Source organism: Nonomuraea basaltis (assembly GCF_005893125.1).
Lineage (GTDB): Bacteria > Actinomycetota > Actinomycetes > Streptosporangiales > Streptosporangiaceae > Nonomuraea > Nonomuraea basaltis.
The window spans coordinates 1-19605 of record NZ_VCJS01000231.1; the positions used below are offsets into that span (position 1 = coordinate 1).

Consider the following 19605-nt stretch of genomic DNA (forward strand, 5'->3'; position numbering starts at 1 on the left):
CCCCGACGGCGCCACCGGAACCGACCTGTACATCAAGCCCGGCAAGTTCCACCACCAGTTCGCCGCCGACGTACCGGCCGGCACCGCGGCCCTCATGGCCGCCACCCAGCGGCCCATCGCCCAGTCCGCCTTGGAGGAGAAGACCGAGGCCGCCGCCTGGAAGGACAAGCCCACCTGGGCCATCATCACGACCCAGGACCTCAACATCCCCGCCGCAGTCCAGCGCTACATGGCCAAGCGCGCCCACGCGCACTCCGTCGAAGTGCGCGCCTCCCACTCCGTCGCCGTCTCCCAGCCCAAGACCGTGGCCGGCGTCATCGAGAAGGCCGCACGCGCCACCCGATAGCTCCACGACGCGAAAGAAAGATCACCACCATGGACATGAAGCTCGAAGTTGTCGTCCTGCCCGTATCCGACGCCGACCGCGCCAAGGACTTCTACACCCGGCAGCTGGGCTTCCGCCTCGACGCGGACTTCCCCATCAACGACGGGTACCGGATCATTCAGGTCACTCCCCCCGGCTCCGCCTGCTCGATCATCTTCGGCGACGGCCTCACCGACGCCGAACCCGGCACGGTCCAGGGACTGCACCTGATCGTGTCCGACATCGAGCAGGCCCACAAGGAGCTGGCGGGCCGCGGCGTCGACGTCACCGGCCCGTTCCACGACGCCACCGGCGCCTTCCACCAGGCCGGCGAGACCGGCCGCGTCATGGGCCTGCACCCTCAGCGTGCCAGCTACGGCTCCTTCGCCTCGTTCGCCGACCCCGACGGCAACCGCTGGTTTCTACAGGAGATCACCGAACGGCTGCCCGGCCGCTGACCAACGGCATCTGCGAGACACGGCCACACCATGGAGGCGCACTACGCGCACGGCTTGATCGCAGTGCGGCAGTAAGGTCCTGATGCATGAGTGACAGTACTGCCAGTGGCGAGAGCGAGGAGATCGCTGTTGGTCCGCCGGAGGAAGCGACGCCGACCGTGGTGATGATGTGTGGGATCGCCGGATCGGGCAAGACGACGTACGCGCAGTCGCTGGAGCGGCGGGGATATGTCCGGCTGTCGATCGATGAAGCGATCTGGGCGCGATTCGGGCGCGATGCCGTCGAATTCGATCCGGAAGAGTACGAGGACTCCAAGGCCGCTGCTGAGGAAACGCTGTGGGACGAACTCGTGGACCTGCTGAAGGCCGGCCAACCGGTTGTGCTGGACTACAGCTTCTGGCGGCGCGCCACGCGCGACCGATACAAGGCGCTCATCGAGAGTCACGGCCGTCGATGGGAGCTGATCTACCTCAAGGCGAACCCGGAGACGCTGCGCCAGCGGCTCGGGATACGCAACATGACGCACGGGGCCAACTCCGTCACCGTGTCCGGGGAGCTTCTCGACAGATATCTGATCGGCTTTGAGGAGCCGGTCGACGAAGGAGAACGCACGATTCTGCAGAACTGAGATGACCGTCAAGTACGGCAGCTGGAAATCCGCGAACGGGTCGATAGCTGAGATCGTCGGCTTCGCCCTGATCGGCACGCCTGTACCGAGACTTGAACTACGGCCAGCACGTGATCCCTGGAAGGGCATTGTCCGAGAACAAATGAGATCACGTGACGGCCGCGCACAACAGTGTGATGCCTGCTCATCGGCCGCCACAGCAGATCCAGATCGGTGACTCCGACTTTCCGCGGTCCAACGTGCGGGGGGCTTCGCCAACAGGAGTTGTGTACGAGTTTGGCCTGGTCACAGGCGTGGCGTCGTTCGCGGGCCTCCTGCGGCCTGCGTCAATTCACGTCGACGTTGTCGAGGAGTCGGAGGAGGCGCGAGAGCACCCGGATGCAGGCGGCGACCTCGGCGTCGGTCAGGTCGCCACCGACCTGGCGCAGCGCCGCGCGTTCGCGGTCGATCACAGCGGTGATGGCGGCCTGGCCCTCCTCGGTCAGCCGGATGAGCGAGGACCTCTTGTGCGCCGGGTTGGGGACGAACTCGACCAGGCCTCGCGCGGCCGCGTCATTGATCATGCGCTGCGTGAACTGGCGGCTCAACGCCTGGGCCCGGCCCATCTGGGGGACGGTCATGGGCCCGTGGTCGCGGAGCATGTTGAGCACGGCCCGCACCCCGACCGACAGCCCTTCGATGGGCGCGTCCTGCTCCACCTTGCGCTGGGCGCGCCGGTACAGCGGCCCCACCAGGTCGAACACCTCAGCGAGCCGGTCGGTCAGCTCTTCGGACGCCACGCCACGCTCAGTCTCACTCATCTCGCCATGATGACACCTAGGTTGTCATCTTTGACCGACAATGACACCTTGGTTGTCATGAAGGATCTGTTCTGGCTCGACACCGGCGCCGGCCGGTCCCTTGTCCTGCTGCACGGCGGCTTCGCCGACCACGGCATGTGGGAGGCTCAGATTCCCGTCTTCGCTTCGCGCTATCGCGTCATCGCGCCCGACGCCCGCGGCCACGGCCGCTCCGCCAACGCCACCGGACCGTACCGGCTCACCGACGACCTCGCCGCGCTGCTGCGCCACCTGAGCACCGGCCCCGTGGTCCTGGTGGGAGTCTCCATGGGGGCGAGCACCGCGGTCGACACCGCGCTGGAGCACCCGGAACTGGTCAGCGCCGTGGTCGTCAGCGGCGCCGGCACCAGCGAGCCGTACTTCACCGACCCCTGGACCACCCAAGCCCTGGCCACGTGGCATGCGGCGATGGCCGCCGGTGATCTGGACGCCTCGGTCGAGGGGTTCATGCTCTTCGCCGCGGGCCCGCTTCGCACCCTCGAAGATCTCGATCCCGAGGTCGTGCGCCGCCTGCGCCGGATGGCCAGGGGCACCATGTCCAAGCACACCGGCGACGAACCCGACCGGCTCGTCCCGGTGCGCGACACCTGGGAGCGCATCGCCAAGATCGACGTTCCCGTGCTGGCCATCAACGGCGCCGTCGACTCACCCGACCACATCGGCATGGCGGAACGCCTGGCCCGCACCGTCGCCAACGGCCGCGCGATCTCGATCGAGGGGACCGCCCACTACCCCAACATGGAGCGCCCGGACGTCTTCAACCAGATCCTCGAAGACTTCCTCGGTACCTTGTGACCACACTGCCGACGGTTCTCGAGCTGTTGGTCAGCGACTGAAGTAGTCGCCTCGTCAGGTTCGCCCTGGTCGGCACCTCTGTACCGAGAATTGGTGACGGCCGGCACGTGATCCCTGGAAGGGCATCATCCGAGAACGAGAGAGAGCACGTGCCGACCGCGCACAACAGTGTGATGCCTGCTCATCGGCCGCGGCAGCGGATCCAGATCGGTGACTCCGACTTTCTACGATCCAGCGTGCGGGGGCCGAGGCGGCCTCGCGGTTCCGCATCACGTAAGAACGCGGATCACCAGACGTGGGTCCCAGAGCGGGACTGTCCGGGAATGGTGTAATGCTCGCTGCTGCCATCATCGAGTCATGGGCACTTGGGTCTACATTCGAGGCTGGCTGGAGTTCTGCGGACAGCGGGCAGAAGCCGAACGGATCATTCGCCAAAGAGAACCCGAAGGCTGGACCTTTCCCAACGGTGGTTGGCTCGACGCCGTCTGCTACACCCGCGCCGTCCGTGCCCATGAAGTCCACGAGGTGCTCGACCACGTCCGGCAGATTGCCGCGCTCCCCGCTGCCGACCAAGACAACGACCGCGTCTGCGGCCTCTTCTTTGCCTTCCATGAAGTAGACGGCCAAACCGAGTGGCAGGTCCGCGACGGCGATGTCATCATCAGCCCGGCTCCGCCACGTTACGACTACCTGTGGAAATAGCCACGTGCCCGCCCTCCCGACCGGCCGGGCGCAGCCGGTCGGCGGCGGGTCAGCCGCGGAGGGCGCCCTTTATGGCGTCGCGGATGAAGCCGCGGGCGAACAGTATGAACACCACGGCGAGCGGCAGGACGGCGAGCAGCGTGCCGGCCATGATCATGCTGTAGTCGGTGTTGTGCGCGGTGTTGAGCTGGGACACCGCCACCTGCAGGGTGAGGTTCGTGGGATCCACCATGACGATCAGCGGCCAGACGTAGTCGTTCCACGCGCCGATGAACGTGGTGATGCCGAGGAAGGCCAGTCCGGGGCGGATGATCGGCAGGGCCACGTACAGGTACTGCCGGAAGAAGCCGCATCCGTCGATGCGCGCCGCGGCGAGCAGGTCGTCGGGCACCGCGTTCTTGATGTATTGGCGCATCCAGAAGATGCCGAAGGCGTTGGCCGCCGCGGGGACGATCAGGGCCTTCAGCGTACCCACCCAGTCGAGGTTGACCATGATGACGAACTGCGGGATCAGCGCGAGCTGGCCGGGCAGCATGAAGGTCACCATGAGCATGCCGAACAGCAGGTTCCGGCCGGGGAAGTCGAACTTGGCGAAGGTGAACGCGGCCAGCGAGTCGAAGAACAGCACCAGCACGGTCACGCTGCACGCGACGGTGAGCGTGTTCAGCATCGAGCCGAAGAAGTCGATGTTGGTGAGCAGCCGGCCGATGTTGGTGAACAGCTCGGGGCCCGGCGACAGTTTCGGCGGCACGGTGTACATGTCGCGCGTGGTGTTGGTCGCCATGACGGCGGTCCAATAGAAGGGGAAGAGCGAGATGACCACGCCGGTGAGCATGGTCAGTTGCAGCCCTACCCCGAGGAAGCGCCTGCGCGTCATCGCCATCCCCTCCCCAGGCGGTCACCGCGGCTCATCGCCGACTCCTTCCTGGGCGGTCGCGGCGCGTCACGATGCGCCAGTTGATCACGGTGAACAGCATGATGATCAGGAAGAGGGACCAGGCGATGGCGGCGCCGTAGCCGTAGTCGTTGAAGTTGAACGCCTCCCGGTAGAAGTACAGGATCGTGGTGAGCCCGGCCGAGCCGGGACCTCCGGAGTTGGCGTTGTTGGCGGCGTTGCTGGAGAAGATCACCTGGGGTTCGGTGAAGGTCTGCATGCCGTTGATGGTCGAGATGACCACGGTGAACAGGATGATGGGCCGCAACTGCGGGATAGTGATCTTGAAGAAGGCCTGCACCGGCCCCGCTCCGTCGATCCTCGCGGCCTCGTACAGCTCCGTCGGGACGGCCTGCAGCCCGGCCAGGTAGATGATCGCGTTGTAGCCGGTCCACTGCCAGCAGATCAGCGTGGCGATGACGATCTTGATCGTCCACTCGTTGGTCAGCCATGGGATGGATGACCCGCCGAGCCAGCCCACGATCACGTTGATCAGCCCGGCGTCGGTGCTGCTGAACACCGAGCTGAAGAAGATGGCGATCGCCACGACCGACGTCACGTTCGGGACGAAGTACGCGATCCGGTAGAAGCCGGTGAAGCGGATGCCGGTGTTGAGCATGTTCGCGAGCACGAGCGCCAGGAAGAGCATCGGCACCGTGGACATGAACCAGATGAGGAACGTGTTCTTCAGTGACCGCCAGAACAGGTCGTCCTTCATGAGGAACGCGAAGTTCCGCAGCCCGACGAACTCCATCTCCCCCAAGCCGTCCCACTTCTGGAACGCCAGGTAGAGGGAGAAGATGATCGGGAACAGCATGAAGACGGAGAACAGCACGAAGTACGGAGAGATGGCCAGGTACTGCGGCCAGTGCGACCGCAGTGCCCGCTTCCTCCCCCGAGCCCGGTGGGATCCGCCCACCGGGCTTGGTACGGCGCCCGCCTCTTTGGCGGGGGTGGTGGACACCACCTCAGCTCACGCCCTGGCGCTCGGCGATCTGCTTGGCGCTGGCGACCGCGTCGGTCCAGGCGGTGTCGGGGTTCTTGTCCTTGGTCCAGACGTTGAGGATCTCGTCCTTGAACGGCTGGCCCACGGCCGCGTCCGCGGGGGCCTCGTACTGGACCGGGACCTTCTTGGCCGCCTCCCCCAGCACCTCGATCGTCACCTGGCCGCCGAAGAACGGGTCGCCCTCGGTCATCGCGGACATCGCGTACGTGGCCGGGCTGGCGGGGAACAGCGCCGAGTCGGTGAAGCCCTTGGCCGCGTTCTCCGGGCTGAGCAGCCAGGTGATGATCTCGAAGGCCAGCTTGGGGTCGCGGCACTGCTGGGTCAGGGCGAGGAAGGAGCCGCCGATGTTGGCCGGGCCGACCGGGGTGCCGGCCACCCGCCACTTGCCCTCGGTGCCCTGCGCGCCGTTCTTGATGTCCAGGGCCATCCAGGCGGCGCCGTGCATGGCGGCGAACTTGCCGTTCGTCATGGCGATGTTGGTGTCCTGGCCGTCGGTCTTGGGGGCCACGACGCCCAGTTGGAGGGCCTTGACGACCACGTCCCAGGCCGTGCGGATGTGGGCCTGGTCGCCGATGAACTTGTTGCTCTCGTCGATGAAGCGCTTGGGGCCCTGGCCGACGGCCACGTCGAACAGACCCGTGGCGGTGTCGACGATGAAGGCGTCCGGCACGGCCTTCTTCAGCTTCTGCCCGGCGGCGAACAGGTCGTCCCAGGTGGACATGGACTCCGACACCTCGGCCGGATCGGTGGGCAGACCGCCCTTCTTGAAGATGTCCTCGCGGTAGAACATCCCCGTCGGGCCGATGTCGATGGGGAAGCCGATGAGCTTGCCGTCCGTGGTGGAGCCCTGCTTCCACTTCCACTCGACGTACTGCGATCGCAGCTTGTCCGCGCCCAGGGTGTTGAGGTCGAGGAACCGATCGGACTCGGCCAGCAGCGAGGCGATGTTCTCGCCCTTGATGCCGGTGATGTCGGGTACGAACTTGCGCCCGTTCATCGTCGTGACGAGCTTCTGCTTGAAGTCGCCGCCGATCACGGAGGGCTTCAGCGTGATCTTGCTGAAGTTCTTGACCGCCTCCGCCACGACCTTGTCGCTCAGGCCGCCGCCCCAGTACCAGAGCGTCAGTTCGGTGGCGCCGCCGGCCGCGGCGGTCTCCCCGCCGCTGCCGCCGCAGGCGGCCGTGCCGCCGATCCCCGCCGCCGCCATCGAGAACAGACCTGCCCGAAGCAGGTTCCTACGAGAAAGTTCCATTGTTAACCCTCCAGAAGATCAGAGATGAACGCATAGTCGCGGCGGATCTCGGGGGCGGTGATCCCATGCCACCAACGGCCCAGATCTGCCCAGGTGGGCGCGGACAGCGCTCCGCCGACCCGCCCCACGGACAGTGCCGCGGCGAGGTTGGCGAACCGCAGCCGCTCGGCGAGCGGCAGGCCGGCGAGCGTCGCCACGACGAGCGCGGCGCCGAAGATGTCTCCCGCGCCGGTGGGATCCACCACGTCAATGGGGAGACCTCCCACGTCGGCGGTCTCCCCGCTGATCCCGTCGACGGCGATGGCGCCGTCGGCTCCGCGGGTGACGACCGCGAGCGGTACCAGATCGGCCAGTTTCGACAGGGCGGCGGAGGGTGTGTCCGTCCTGGTGTAACTCATCGCCTCGTGGGCGTTGGGCATGAAGGCGTGGCACGAGCCGAGCTGGTCCAGCATGGAGCGCGGCCACCGCAGGGTCGGATCCCAGCCGACGTCGCCGAAGACCAGCCCTCCGGTGCCGCGCGGCCATTCGACCGGTTCGGGGCGCAGGTGGACGATCGCCGCGCGGGCCACCGGCGGGTCCCCGATCAGGTCGTCGGCCAGCAGAGGGGGCGGCGCGCCGTGGGTGACCAGTGCCCGGTCGCCCTCGTAGGCGAGGGAGACGGTGGTCGGCGTGGCCCAGCCGGGGAAGCGACGCGACCGGGAGAGGTCGACGCCCTCCTGCTCGGCGAGGGCGTCCCAGCAGTACCTGCCGAAGGGATCGTCGCCGAAGGCCGCCGCGAGACCGGTCCGCAGCCCGAGCCTGCTCAGCGCGTACGCGAAGTTGGCGATTCCCCCGGGGCCCGACGCCATCTCCCTGGTCCAGGCCTCGGCGCCCAGCTTGGGGGCGTGGTCGAGACCGGAGAAGACGACGTCGAAGAAGAGCAGCCCTGAGACGAAGACATCGAGCTGACCCTGGTCTGACGTGCTGGACACCATGCTGCTCACTTCTGACCCTGACGATTTGAATTTGGATGGTGCCCCTCTTTGCTCAACATCGCAATAGTTCGCCAAAAAATGACGAGGTTTGGGCCCTAGTCGTGAGCGACTTTGCACGATACGGTCCCTGACATGCTTCGGGACCGACGTCATGAGTTAATCGTGCGCATCGTGCACGCTGACGGGCCTGCCACGGTCGAGGTGCTGGCGGAGCGGCTGGGTGTCAGCACGGCGACGGTCAGGCGCGATCTGGTTCAGCTGGCCGAGCAGGGGTTGCTGAGGCGCGTGTACGGCGGCGCCATGCCGGTGGACGACCCGCGCGACGATCCCTTCGTGGACGTGGCCGCCATGCGCGCGGAGGAGAAGGACAAGATCGCGCAAAGATGCGCAGGGATGGTCAGGGACGGCGAGACGATCCTGCTCGACATCGGCACGACGGCGCACCGCGTGGCGCACTGGCTGCGCGACCGCTCGCTCACGGTTGTCACCAGCAGTCTCGCGGTCCTGGAAGAGCTCCAGGACCAGGAGGACATCCAGCTCGTGCTGCTCGGCGGGATGGTGCGCAGGGACTACCGGTCGCTGGTGGGCTTCCTCACGGAGGACAACCTGCGGCAGGTCAAGGCCGATCGGCTGTTCCTGGGCACCAGTGGTGTGCGGCCCGGCGGCCACGTCATGGACACCACGGTGGTGGAGGTGCCGGTCAAGCGCGCCATGATCGCGGCCAGCGACCAGGTGGTCCTGGTGGCCGACGTCGGCAAGTTCCCCGGCACCGGGATGGCCAGGGTCTGCGGCCCGGAGGAGCTCGACGTGGTGGTCACCAACGCGTCCAGCGATCCGGCCACCCTTTCGACGCTGCGAGACACGGGGGTACAGGTGATCGAGGTATGAGGCTGACCATTCTCGGGGGCGGTGGGTTCCGGGTGCCGCTCGTCTACCGGGCGCTGCTCGACGACCACGGCAAGGGGCGCGTCACCCACGTCACCCTGCACGACCTGGACGCCTCCAGGATCGAGGCCATCCGCCGGGTCCTCGCGGAGCAGGCGGCGGGTTTCGCCGACCCTCCGGAGGTGAGCGTCACCACCGACCTCGACGAGGCGGTGCGTGGCACGGACTTCATCTTCTCCGCGATCCGCGTCGGCGGGCTCGAGGGCCGCGCCGTGGACGAGCGGGTCGCGCTGGAGGAGGGCGTGCTCGGCCAGGAGACGGTCGGCGCCGGCGGCATCGCGTACGGCCTGCGCACGGTGCCGGTCGCCGTGGACCTGGCCCGGCGGATCGCCGAACTGGCCCCTGAGGCATGGGTCATCAACTTCACCAATCCCGCCGGGGTGGTGACCGAGGCGATGTCCGCCCACCTGGGCGACCGCGTCATCGGCATCTGCGACTCCCCGGTCGGCCTGGGCCGCCGCGTGGCGGGCGCGCTCGGCGTGGACCCGGCCACGGTGTGGCTCGACTACGCCGGGCTCAACCACCTGGGATGGTTGCGCGGGGTCCGCGTCGAGGGCCGTGACCTGCTCCCCGTGCTGCTGAACGACGAGGCCGCGCTGACGTCGTTCGAGGAGGGCAAGCTCTTCGGGGCGCAGTGGCTGCGCACGCTCGGCTGCGTGCCGAACGAATACCTGCATTACTACTACTTCACCAGGGAGGCGGTGGCCGCCGCCCGCGCCGCCGCCCAGACCCGCGGCGCCCAGCTCATCGAGCAGCAGCAGCGGTTCTACGCGCAGGCGAACGGCTCCGCGCTCCAGGCGTGGGACAGCACCAGGCTGGAGCGGGAGACCACCTATCTGGCCGACATCCGCGAGGCCGCGGGAACCGGCGAACGCGCCGGCGCCGACCTGGAGTCCGGCGGGTACGAGCAGGTCGCGCTGGCGCTCATGCGGGCCATCGCGCTGGACGAGCGGACCACCCTCATCCTCAACGTACGCGGCCGCGGCGCCATCGACGGCCTCGACCCCGACGCCGTGGTGGAGGTGCCCTGCTTCGTGGACGCCAACGGGGCCCGCCCGCTGTCGGTGGACCGGCTGCCCGGCCACGCGCTCGGGCTGATGGCCTCGGTCAAGGCGGTGGAACAAGCGGTGATCGAGGCCGCCACGACGGGCTCCCGCGGCGCCGCGCTGCGGGCCTTCGCCACCCACCCGCTCGTCGACTCCGTCGTGGTCGCCCGCCGCCTCCTGGAAAGTTACGAGCGCGAGCTCCCCCAGCTCGGCTACCTCCGCGGAAGGAACTGACGACCGATGCACGATGACCGGAAGCTCGTCGAGAAGCGCATCGAGCGGGTGCTGCGCGAGCGCGTCACACCCGCCGTCTACGCCGCGTCGGCGCCCCTGAAGCTGGCCGCCTGGCACGTGCCCGACGAGCCGGTGCCCGTGGCGGAGGCGCTGGTGGCGCCTTATGAGCCGTTCCAGGTCGGTACGCCCTGGGGCCGGCCCTGGTCCACGACCTGGCTGCGCGCCACGGGCGCCGTCCCCGCCGAGTGGGCGGGGCGGCGCGTGGAGGCGGTCTTCGATCTGGGGTTCGTCGGCGACTGGCCGGGAGGCCAGGCCGAGGCGCTGGTGTACGACCTCGACGGCAACCCGATCAAGGGCATCGAGCCGCTGAACCAGTACGTTCCCATCACCGGTGACCGGGCCGGGCTGCTGCTGGAGATGGCCGCCAACCCGGACATCCTCGCGGGCGGCTTCCTCCCGACGCCCCTCGGCGACAAGGCCACCGCGGGCGACGCGCCGCTCTACACGCTGAAGCGCGCGGAGCTGGCCGTGCTCGACGAGGACGTCTGGCACCTGCGGCTGGACATGGAGGTGCTGCGCGAGCTGATGGCCGAGCAGCCGGAGCACGACCCGCGGCGGCACGAGATCCTGCGCGCGCTGGAGCGCAGCCTGGACGTCCTCGACATCCACGACGTCTCCGGCACGGCCGCGGAGGCCCGCGCCTGCCTGACGGGCGTGCTCTCGGCCCCCGCGAGAGCCAGCGCGCACACCATCCACGGCGTCGGCCACGCGCACATCGACAGCGCGTGGCTGTGGCCGATCCGCGAGACCCAGCGGAAGAACGCCCGTACCTTCGCCAACGTCACCGCGCTGGCCAGGGACTATCCGGAGTTCGTGTTCGCCGGGCCGCAGGCGCAGCAGTACGCCTGGGTCAAGGAGCGCTACCCGGAGATCTTCGACCGGATGCGCGAGGCGGTCAAGGCCGGGCAGTGGGTGCCGGTCGGCGGCATGTGGGTGGAGGCCGACGGCAACCTGCCCGGCGGGGAGGCGCTGGCCCGGCAGCTCGTCCACGGCAAGCGGTTCTTCCTGGAGGAGTTCGGCGTCGAGTGCCGGGGCATGTGGCTGCCCGACTCCTTCGGCTACACCGCCGCGTACCCGCAGATCGCCAAGCTGGCCGGGATGGAGTGGTTCCTCACCCAGAAGATCTCGTGGAACCAGACCAACACGTTCCCGCACCACACGTTCTGGTGGGAGGGCATCGACGGCACGCGGATCTTCACGCACTTCCCGCCCGCCGACACCTACAACGGCACGTTCGAGGGCGAGGAGCTGGCCCGGGCCGTGCGCAACTACGCGGAGAAGGGGCTGGGGAGCCGGTCGCTGCTGCCGTTCGGGCACGGTGACGGCGGGGGCGGGCCCACCAGGGAGATGCTGGAGAAGGCGCGGCGGCTGGGCGATCTGGAGGGCTCGCCGCGGGTGGTGATCGAGGAGCCGGACGCGTTCTTCGAGGCGGCCCTCGCGGAGTTGCCGGACGCGGCGGTCTGGTCCGGCGAGCTCTATCTGGAGCTGCACCGGGCCACGTACACCAGCCAGGCCCGGACAAAGGCGGGCAACCGGCGCAGCGAGCACCTGCTGCGCGAGGCGGAGCTGTGGGCGGCCACCGCCGCCGTGCACGCCGGGTTCTCCTATCCGTACGCGGAGCTGGACCGGCTGTGGAAGGTGGTGCTGCTGCACCAGTTCCACGACATCCTGCCGGGCAGCTCGATCGCCTGGGTGCACCAGGAGGCCGAGGCCGCCTACGCCCGGGTCCGTACGGAGCTGGAGGAGATCATCGCCGCGGCCACGGCGGCGATGGCCGGGAGCGGCGGCTCCGCCTGGGTCTTCAACGCGAGCCCGGCCGCCCGCATCGAGATGGTGAAGGCGCCCGCGTACCTGGCGGGAGAGCCCGCGCAACGCCTCGCCGACGGCTCGTGCGCCGTGCTCGTCGAGACCCCGGGATCGGCGGCGGCCCGGCTCGGCACCGCCGCGCCGTGCGTCGCGCCCGTCACCGTCACGGGAACCACCCTCGACAACGGCCTGGTACGCGTGGAGATCGACGCGGACGGCCTGCTCGCCTCGGTCAGGGACCTGGTCGCCGACCGCGAGGTGCTCGCCCCCGGCGGCCGCGGCAACCTCCTGCGGCTGCACACCGACTTCCCCAACCAATGGGACGCCTGGGACATCGACCGGCACTACCGCCGCCAGTACACCGACCTCGTCGAGGCCGAGTCGGTCACGGTCGTGGAGCGCGGCCCGCTGGTCGCCGCCGTTCGGATCGAGCGCGCCTTCGGCTCCTCCCGGATCACCCAGACCGTACGACTGACCGCGGGCAGCCGGCGCATCGAGATCGACACCGAGATCGACTGGCACGAACGCCAGAAGATCCTCAAGGCCGCCTTCCCCCTGGACGTCCACGCCGACCGCTCCGCCGCCGAGATCCAGTACGGCCACCTGTACCGCCCCACCCACACCAACACCAGCTGGGACGCCGCCCGCTTCGAGGTCTCCTGCCACCGCTGGATCCACGTGGGCGAGCCGGGTTACGGCGTGGCCATCGCCAACGACTCCACCTACGGACACGACGTCACCCGTACCTCCCGGCCCGACGGCGGCACCACCACGACCGCCCGGCTGAGCCTGGTCCGCGCCCCGCAGTCGCCCGACCCCGAGGCCGACCAGGGCGTCCACCACATGACGTACGCGCTGGTCCCCGGTGCCTCGATCGAGGACGCGGTGGCGGCCGGGTACGCGCTGAACCTGCCGCTGCGCGTCGTCCCCGGCGGCACGGGCCCGGCGCCCGCACCGCTGGTCACCCTGGACGGCGGGGCGGCCCGCATCGAGGCGGTCAAACTCGCCGACGACGGCTCCGGCGACGTGGTGGTCCGGGTGTACGAGTCACTGGGCGGCCGGGCCGCCACCTGCCTGCGCACCTCCTTCCCGGTACGCCGCGCCGAGCTGACCGACCTGCTCGAAAGGCCGCTGGACGAGCCGCTCGAGCCGGCCGAGGACGGCGGCGTGCCCCTGGCGTTGCGCCCGTTCCAGGTCCTGACGATCCGGCTGGCCCCCCAATGACCACGATCCGGGTCGCCACCCTGAACGTCTGGGGCACCAACGGCCCATGGCCGCGGCGCTTGGCGCTGATCCGCCGCGAGCTCACCCGGCTGCGGCCGGACGTCGTCGGTCTGCAGGAGGTGATACGGCAGGACTACTACTGCCAGGCGCGGGAGATCGCCGAAGGGCTGGGCTACGAGATCGCATACGGTCCCGCCTGCGAACGCGACGGCCTCATCCAGGGCAACGCCGTGCTCAGCCGGTTACCCATCAGCGAGCGGCGCGAGTTCACCCTGCCCCTCGGGGGCTATGAGCCCCGGGCGCTGCTGTACGCGCTGGTCGAGACCCCCTACGGTGAGCTGCCCTGCTTCGTCACCCACCTGAACTGGCAGCAGGACCACGGCGCGATCCGGCTGGCGCAGCTCCGATACGCCGTGGCGCGGGTGGGCGAGCTTTCCGGCACCGACCTGCCGCCGGTGATCATGGGAGACCTCAACGCCGACCCCGATTCCGACGAGATCCGCTACCTGCGCGGGCTCACGGTCGTGGACGGCGAGAGCGTCTACTTCGCCGACGCCTGGACCTATGGAGGTGACGGCTCGGCGGGCGCCACGTTCGACCGGGCCAACGACTACGCCAGGCAGGCGCGCGAGCCGTCCCGCCGGATCGACTACATCTTCACCGGCGGGGACGAGCTGTTCCGGGGCGAGCCGCTGCGTACCGCGCTGGCCTTCACCGAGACGGAGGTGCTCGACGGCGTGCGCGTCTGGCCCTCCGACCATTACGGCCTGATCAGCGACATCGTCCTGGCCCCGCGCACGGTACAGGGCTGATACCCGACGTACGGAACACCGCGGCTTGGCAGGGCATACGCGTGAGAAGCGTCGTTCGCGTTCCATCGTGGCGGCTTGAGTCTTCCGCCGCTGTACTTCAGCGACGCCAACCCCGACGGAGACTTCGACGATGTCGATGCGGCCGCCGTGGAGCAGGCATTCGATACGTGGCGGCAGACCATCGAACATTCACGGGCGATCATCGCGGGACGTTCCCCGGATGACACCGGCACGCGCGGCAACGGATCGCTGGTCACCGTCCGCTGGGTGCTGCTGCACGTGATCGAGGAGTACGCGCGTCACAATGGGCATGCCGATCTGCTCAGGGAACGAATCGACGGCGCAACCGGTGAGTGACACCCTCGTCGCAGGGCTGCCGCGGGTCCCTTCGGCGAAGTCTACGAGTCGCCTTCGTACAGCGGGAGGACGACCACGAAGCGGGCGCCGGGTGAGTAGTCGGCGATGGTGAGGGTGCCGTGATGGGCGGTGGCGATCTCGCGGGAGAGGGGGAGGCCGAGGCCGCTGCCGCCCTTCTCCTTGGCCCGGGCGCTCTCCAGCCGGGTGAAGCGTTCGAAGACGCGCTCCCTGTCCTGCGGCGGGATGCCCTCGCCGTCGTCCGTCACCGTCACGACCACCTCGTCGCCCTCCACCGTGACCGAGAAGTCGATCCTGGATGAGGCGTGTCTGGTGGCGTTGTCCAGGAGGTTGGTCAGCAGGCGGTCCAGCTGCATGGGCGAGCCGTTGACCGGGGCCGGCTCGCAGGGGTCGAGGATGATGGGGACCCGTGAGCCCTCGCGGCGGCGTACCTGCTCCTCGGCCATGCGGCACATGTCCACGACGCGACGGTGCACGACCGCGCCCGCGTCGAGCCGGGCCAGCATGAGCAGCTCGTCGATGATGCCGGAGAGGCGCTCGGCGGCGGCCAGGGCCCGGGCGCCCGTGGCCGGCCAGTCCGTTTCGTCCGGGTAGGCGTTGGCGAACTCGAGCTGAGTGCGCATGGCGGAGATGGGGCTGCGGAGCTCGTGGGAGGCGTCGGCGACGAAGCGGCGCTGGGTTTCGGCGGAGCGTTCGAGGCGGTCGAGGGTGCGGTTCGTGGTGACGGCCAGCTGGGTGATCTCGTCGCCGGTGTCGGGTACGGATACGCGCCTGCTGAGATCCTGGCCGGTGATCTCCGCCATTTCGGTGCGGATGCGCTCGACCGGGCGCAGCGCGAACCCGACCACCGCCCAGGTCGTCGCCGCGACGATCACGAGGACCAGCGGGGTGCCGAGGAACACGAGGATGTAGAGCCAGGTCAGGGCCTGGTTGACCTCGGTGAGCGGGGCCGCGCCGAATACGGTGACGGGGCCGTCGGGCGTCTGCACCGGCATGGTGATGACGAGGTACTGTTCCTCGCCCTCGTACCGGATGCGCGGCAGCGAGCGCTCGGTGACCCGCATCGTCCCGGGCTTGCCGGGCTGGAACGGCGTCAGGCGAGGCCCCCCGCGCAGGTCGGGGCTGGTCGCGAGCACCTCGCCGGTCTCGGAGACCACCTGCAGGAGGTGTACGTGTGACGGTGTCTCCAGGTCGGCGGGAAGCTGGCCGGCGCGGGCCTGGCTCGCGACCCTGCGTACGGCCAGCTCCACTCTGGTCTGCACCAGACCGTGCAGGTTGTCGGGCACGGTGGCGAGGGCGATCGTGGACGTGACGGTGAAGACCATGGTCGCGATCAAGGTCGCGATCGTGATCAGGCGTGCCCGGATCGAGCGAGGAAAGAAGTGAGGAAAGAGCCGTTTCACCATCCCATCCGATCCCCCGAATCATTACTAACTGTGACCACTACCCACGGATGGTGTGCGCAACTTCACGCTCTTGATATGTCCATCGGCCGGAGTTCATGTCTTCATCGACGTGGACTGATGTCCATCGGCCCGGCCTATGTGGGATCGGTCGAGATTGGGCAAGCGGGGCGCCAAGGAGGGTGTTTCGACACGCTCTGTGTGCCTGCTCGTTCCAGGATCGGGGGGCCGGGATCTGCTGATGGAGGCTGGAGGCGGGCTGGTTGGTGCGATGGCGAAGGGCCGAGGTGGTGGCGGACGACTCTCCGCTCGGTGGTCCGGGGCTCACGGTGCGGGTCTCCGGCGAACCCGAGCCCGAAGTGGCGGCGGGGCCGGAGGTGCGGCGCGGGCGGCGGGTGGCCCCGCCTCTTGTGTACGACGACGAGGAGTTCGCCGATCCGGGCGGGTGCGAGTTCTGACCCGCTTGACGGCTTTCGCTTGTGGCGATTCCGCTGAGGGCGTGGATGCCTTCCCTGGGGGAGGTGCGTCGGCCAGAGTGGGGTGCCATGAAGGTTCTGGTGCTGGGTGGCACGGAGTTCGTCGGGCGGGCGGTCGTCGAGGAGGCGCTGGCCCTCGGGTGGGATGTGACGGTGTTCAACCGGGGCAGCCAAGAGCCGCCCGCGGGCGTGACGGCGTTGCGCGGCGACCGGTCGGCGGCCGGCGGGCTGGCGGCGCTGAAGCGCGGCGAGTGGGACGTGGTGGTCGACACCTGGTCGTGGGCGCCCTCCGCGGTCACGGACGCCGCGTCGCTGCTGGCCGAGCGGGCCGGACACTACGTCTACGTGTCCAGCAGGTCCGTGTACGCCGATCCGGTGCCCTTCGGCGCCGACGAGAGCGCGCCTGTCGTGGAGGCGTCCGCTGACGATGACGACGCCTCCGACTACGCCAGGAACAAGGCGGGGGCAGAGCTGGGGGCGCTCGCCGCGTTCGGGGAGCGGGCGCTGCTGGCGAGGGCCGGGTTGATCCTCGGGCCCTACGAGAACATCGGGCGGCTGCCATGGTGGCTGGGCAGGATCGCGCGTGGCGGGCCGGTGCTCGCGCCCGCGCCCGCTGATCAGGGGCTGCAGTACGTCGACGCGCGAGACCTGGCCGTATGGTGCCTGCGGGCGGCCGAGCGCGGGGTCGGCGGGGCGTTCAACGTGGTGAGCCCTCCTGGGTTCGCGACGATGCGGGAGTTGCTCGAGACCTGTGTTCAGGTGACCGGGTCCGATGCCGAGCTGCGCTGGTTCGATGCCGACACGATCCTGGCGGCGGGCGTCAAACCGTGGATGGACCTGCCGATCTGGCTGGTGGGCGAAGACTACGACTTCATGCATGGCGGTGACGTGGCCAAGGCCGTGGCGGCGGGGCTCCGGCTCCGGCCCGTGGCGGAGACGGTGGCCGACACGTGGGCGTGGCTCCAGAGCATCGGCGGGGAGGCTCCCCAGCGCCCGGACCGGCCACGCCTCGGTCTCGACCCGGCGGTGGAGGCCAAGCTGCTCGGTGCTTGAGGCGTGGGGATCGCTATTGGCATGAGCGGGGGCGTGGCGGTCGCTACTGGCATGAGCGGGAGGCGTGGCGGTCGCTACCGGGATGAGCGGTGGGTGCGGATGAGGTCGTAGACGGCGGCGGCGAGGGCGGTGGACACGCAGAGCAGCACCACCAGCAGGCCGTGGCGGAAGGCCGTCGGCCAGCCCTGGCCCACCGCGCCGAAGAACGTCGAGCCCGCCGCCGCGATCCCGATGGACGACCCGAACCGCTGCCCCGTCTGCAGCACCCCGGCAGCGCTCCCGCCGCCCTCGGGCGCCACCTCCGACAGGGTGATGGCCTGGTTGGGCGAGATCACCAGGCCGCTGCCCACGCCCGCGACCAGCAGCGGCAGCGCGGTCGCCAGCCCGACCCCGCCTCCGGGCACCAGCGCGGTCGCGGCCATCGTGGCGGAGAGCCCGACGATCACCGTGGTCAGGCCGACGGCCACCAGCCGCCGCCCGGCCCGCGACACGAGCCGCCCGCCGACCACGGACGCGGAGGCCGAGCCGAGCGCGAACGGCGTGATCGACAGTCCCGCCAGCAGCGGGCTGTAGTGCAGGCCGCTCTGCAGGTAGAGCGTGAAGGTGAAGAAGATGCCGGTGAAGCCGGCGAAGTAGAACAGCGCGATGGCCGAGCCCAGGCTGTACGACCGCTTGCGGAACAGGGCCAGGTTCACCAGCGGCTCGCGGCGGTAGATCCGCTCCCACCCGACGAACCCGGCCAGCACCACGAGCGCGGCGGGGACGAGCAGCCACTTGGCCGCCCCCTCCCATTGGTGCCGTTGGACGAACGGCAGCAGCAGGGCCGTCATTCCGATGCCGAGCAGGAGCACGCCCATCGGATCCAGGCTCTCCCGGCGTCCGCCCTCCCGCGCGTTCGCCGGCGCCGGCAGCAGGCGATGGGCCAGCGGCAGCAGGGCGATCCCGATCGGCAGGTTCACCAGGAACACCCACCGCCACCCGTTATCGGGCCCGAACGCGGTGACCAGCGCCCCGCCGATCAGCGGCCCGGCGGCCGTGGACAACCCGATCGTGGCACCGAGCGCGCCGAACGCGCGGCCCCGCTCGTACCCCTGGAACAGCTGCTGGATCAGCCCCGAGACCTGCGGGTTCAGCATGCCGGCCGCCATGCCCTGCACCAGCCGGGCCACGATCAGCACGGGCATGTTCCAGGCGAACCCGCACGCCGCGCTGGACAGCGTGAACAGCACCACGCCGAACATGAAGATCGCCCGGCGGCTCCTGGCGTCCCCCAGCCGCCCGGCCGGAACCAGGAGCAGCCCGAACGTGAGCGCGTACCCGGACAGCGTCCACTGCAGGCCGTCCTCGGTCGCGCGCAGCCCTTCGCGGATCGACGGCAGCGCCACGTTGACGATGCTCACGTCCAGCCCGCTCATGAAGGCCGCCACCAGGCACACGCCCAGCGCGCGCCGGCGCGTGTCGAACCCGGACGCCCCCATCACGGCTACCTCCGCGCGACGGCAGCAGACGTCGGTTCGGCCGCCGCAGCCCGCCGATGATTCCCCGCGGTCTACGAAATATCATCTTTCGCAGACCATTAATTCTTTGCGCGATGATCAGGGTGGGTACCGTCCGATCATGGACACGATGACCGTCGAGCAGAACGGCATCAACGCGGTCCCCGAGGCCGAGCGGCGCGGCCGGCCGGGTGACCTCTTCTGGCCGTGGGCCGGCTCCAATCTGTCGCTGTTCGGCGTCGCGTTCGGCGTGTACATCGTGGGCCTGGGCCTCGGCGTCGTGCCCGCCGTCATCACCGGCGCCATCGGGTACGTGCTGTCGTTCCTGCTGGTCGGCCTGGTCGCGATCGGCGGCACCCGGTCGGGCGTGCCGACGATGACGCTGGGGCGTGCGCCGTTCGGGTATCAGGGCAACAAGCTGCCCGCGGTGTTCTCGTACATCTCCAACGTCGGCTGGGAGATCGTGCTCGTCACGCTGGCGGCGCAGAGCGGCGCGGCCATCCTCGCCCGGCTCGCGCCCGGCATCCCCGGCACGACGGCCACCGGGATCTGCTTCGCCGTCGCGGCCGTGGTGGTGATCGCGGTCGGCGTGTACGGCCACGCCATGATCATGGCGGTGCAGCGGTACCTGACGTACGCGTTCGTCGTGCTGACGGTCATCTACATGATCCTCATGGCGCCCCGGCTCGGCTCGTCGCTGGAGACCACGGCGGGCCCGGGGG

General features: G+C 69.3%; 20 protein-coding genes. 13 read left to right on the plus strand and 7 right to left on the minus strand.

Annotation, left to right across the window (positions count from 1 at the left end; all coding sequences use genetic code 11):
- The 3 genes from EJK15_RS56255 to EJK15_RS56265 all read left to right on the plus strand — a co-directional run.
- Positions 1-346 (plus strand): alpha/beta fold hydrolase (locus EJK15_RS56255; protein WP_138718661.1); only part of this gene is annotated, 346 nt, incomplete at its 5' end.
- 35 nt (positions 347-381) lie between these two features.
- Positions 382-822 carry a VOC family protein gene (locus EJK15_RS56260; RefSeq protein ID WP_240777837.1) on the plus strand — a complete coding sequence of 147 codons (441 nt, stop codon included), beginning with the start codon at positions 382-384 and terminating at the stop codon, positions 820-822.
- An 86-nt stretch (positions 823-908) separates the two neighbouring features.
- On the plus strand, positions 909-1451 hold the full coding sequence (locus EJK15_RS56265; protein ID WP_138718663.1) for a P-loop nucleotide/nucleoside kinase family protein: 543 nt from the start codon (positions 909-911) through the stop codon (positions 1449-1451).
- A gap of 326 nt (positions 1452-1777) precedes the next feature.
- On the opposite strand, the gene EJK15_RS56270 is transcribed toward EJK15_RS56265, so the two are convergent.
- Positions 1778-2251 carry a MarR family winged helix-turn-helix transcriptional regulator gene (locus EJK15_RS56270; RefSeq protein ID WP_138718664.1) on the minus strand — a complete coding sequence of 158 codons (474 nt, stop codon included), beginning with the start codon at positions 2249-2251 and terminating at the stop codon, positions 1778-1780.
- 57 nt (positions 2252-2308) lie between these two features.
- Here EJK15_RS56270 and EJK15_RS56275 point away from each other — a divergent pair, with 57 nt between their 5' ends.
- Both EJK15_RS56275 and EJK15_RS56280 read left to right on the plus strand, forming a co-directional pair.
- Positions 2309-3085 (plus strand): alpha/beta fold hydrolase, encoded by a 777-nt coding sequence (locus EJK15_RS56275; protein ID WP_138718665.1) that lies wholly within the window; start codon positions 2309-2311, stop codon positions 3083-3085.
- A gap of 357 nt (positions 3086-3442) precedes the next feature.
- Positions 3443-3787, plus strand: a complete 345-nt coding sequence (locus EJK15_RS56280) for a hypothetical protein (protein ID WP_138718666.1) — start codon at positions 3443-3445, stop codon at positions 3785-3787.
- Between the two features lie 49 nt (positions 3788-3836).
- Here the strand turns inward: EJK15_RS56280 and EJK15_RS56285 are convergent, their stop codons facing one another.
- From EJK15_RS56285 to EJK15_RS56300, 4 genes are read right to left on the minus strand one after another with little or no spacing between them, the layout of a single operon-like run.
- A complete protein-coding gene (locus EJK15_RS56285) occupies positions 3837-4664 on the minus strand; it encodes a carbohydrate ABC transporter permease (RefSeq protein ID WP_206061763.1) in 828 nt (275 codons plus the stop codon).
- 31 nt (positions 4665-4695) lie between these two features.
- Complete coding sequence (locus EJK15_RS56290; RefSeq protein WP_206061765.1) at positions 4696-5685, minus strand: carbohydrate ABC transporter permease; 990 nt, start codon at positions 5683-5685, stop codon at positions 4696-4698.
- A 4-nt stretch (positions 5686-5689) separates the two neighbouring features.
- On the minus strand, positions 5690-6979 hold the full coding sequence (locus EJK15_RS56295) for an extracellular solute-binding protein (RefSeq protein ID WP_138718668.1): 1290 nt from the start codon (positions 6977-6979) through the stop codon (positions 5690-5692).
- A gap of 2 nt (positions 6980-6981) precedes the next feature.
- A complete protein-coding gene (locus EJK15_RS56300) occupies positions 6982-7953 on the minus strand; it encodes a carbohydrate kinase family protein (protein ID WP_138718678.1) in 972 nt (323 codons plus the stop codon).
- 132 nt (positions 7954-8085) lie between these two features.
- On the opposite strand from EJK15_RS56300, the gene EJK15_RS56305 reads away from it, so the two are divergent.
- From EJK15_RS56305 to EJK15_RS56325, 5 genes are all read left to right on the plus strand, one after another.
- A complete protein-coding gene (locus EJK15_RS56305) occupies positions 8086-8841 on the plus strand; it encodes a DeoR/GlpR family DNA-binding transcription regulator (RefSeq protein WP_138718669.1) in 756 nt (251 codons plus the stop codon).
- Complete coding sequence (locus tag EJK15_RS56310) at positions 8838-10178, plus strand: 6-phospho-beta-glucosidase (protein WP_138718670.1); 1341 nt, start codon at positions 8838-8840, stop codon at positions 10176-10178. Before EJK15_RS56305 ends, EJK15_RS56310 begins: the two co-directional genes overlap by 4 nt.
- Positions 10179-10184: 6 nt before the next feature.
- Complete coding sequence (locus EJK15_RS56315; RefSeq protein ID WP_138718671.1) at positions 10185-13268, plus strand: alpha-mannosidase; 3084 nt, start codon at positions 10185-10187, stop codon at positions 13266-13268.
- Positions 13265-14080, plus strand: a complete 816-nt coding sequence (locus EJK15_RS56320) for an endonuclease/exonuclease/phosphatase family protein (protein WP_138718672.1) — start codon at positions 13265-13267, stop codon at positions 14078-14080. Before EJK15_RS56315 ends, EJK15_RS56320 begins: the two co-directional genes overlap by 4 nt.
- A gap of 75 nt (positions 14081-14155) precedes the next feature.
- Positions 14156-14437 (plus strand): mycothiol transferase, encoded by a 282-nt coding sequence (locus EJK15_RS56325; protein ID WP_138718673.1) that lies wholly within the window; start codon positions 14156-14158, stop codon positions 14435-14437.
- A gap of 41 nt (positions 14438-14478) precedes the next feature.
- Here the strand turns inward: EJK15_RS56325 and EJK15_RS56330 are convergent, their stop codons facing one another.
- The gene (locus EJK15_RS56330; RefSeq protein WP_171075133.1) at positions 14479-15792 is read right to left on the minus strand and encodes a sensor histidine kinase; all 1314 of its coding nucleotides are present in this window, start codon (positions 15790-15792) and stop codon (positions 14479-14481) included.
- Positions 15793-16124: 332 nt separating this feature from the next.
- On the opposite strand from EJK15_RS56330, the gene EJK15_RS56335 reads away from it, so the two are divergent.
- Both EJK15_RS56335 and EJK15_RS56340 read left to right on the plus strand, forming a co-directional pair.
- Entirely contained in the window at positions 16125-16316 is a 192-nt protein-coding gene (locus tag EJK15_RS56335) for a hypothetical protein (RefSeq protein ID WP_138718675.1), read from the plus strand.
- Between the two features lie 87 nt (positions 16317-16403).
- Positions 16404-17387 carry an NAD-dependent epimerase/dehydratase family protein gene (locus tag EJK15_RS56340; RefSeq protein WP_138718676.1) on the plus strand — a complete coding sequence of 328 codons (984 nt, stop codon included), beginning with the start codon at positions 16404-16406 and terminating at the stop codon, positions 17385-17387.
- Positions 17388-17461: 74 nt separating this feature from the next.
- Here EJK15_RS56340 and EJK15_RS56345 read toward each other — a convergent pair whose 3' ends face one another.
- Positions 17462-18865 carry an MFS transporter gene (locus EJK15_RS56345; RefSeq protein ID WP_138718679.1) on the minus strand — a complete coding sequence of 468 codons (1404 nt, stop codon included), beginning with the start codon at positions 18863-18865 and terminating at the stop codon, positions 17462-17464.
- Positions 18866-19004: 139 nt separating this feature from the next.
- Here EJK15_RS56345 and EJK15_RS56350 point away from each other — a divergent pair.
- Positions 19005-19605 (plus strand): cytosine permease (locus EJK15_RS56350; RefSeq protein ID WP_171075134.1); only part of this gene is annotated, 601 nt, incomplete at its 3' end.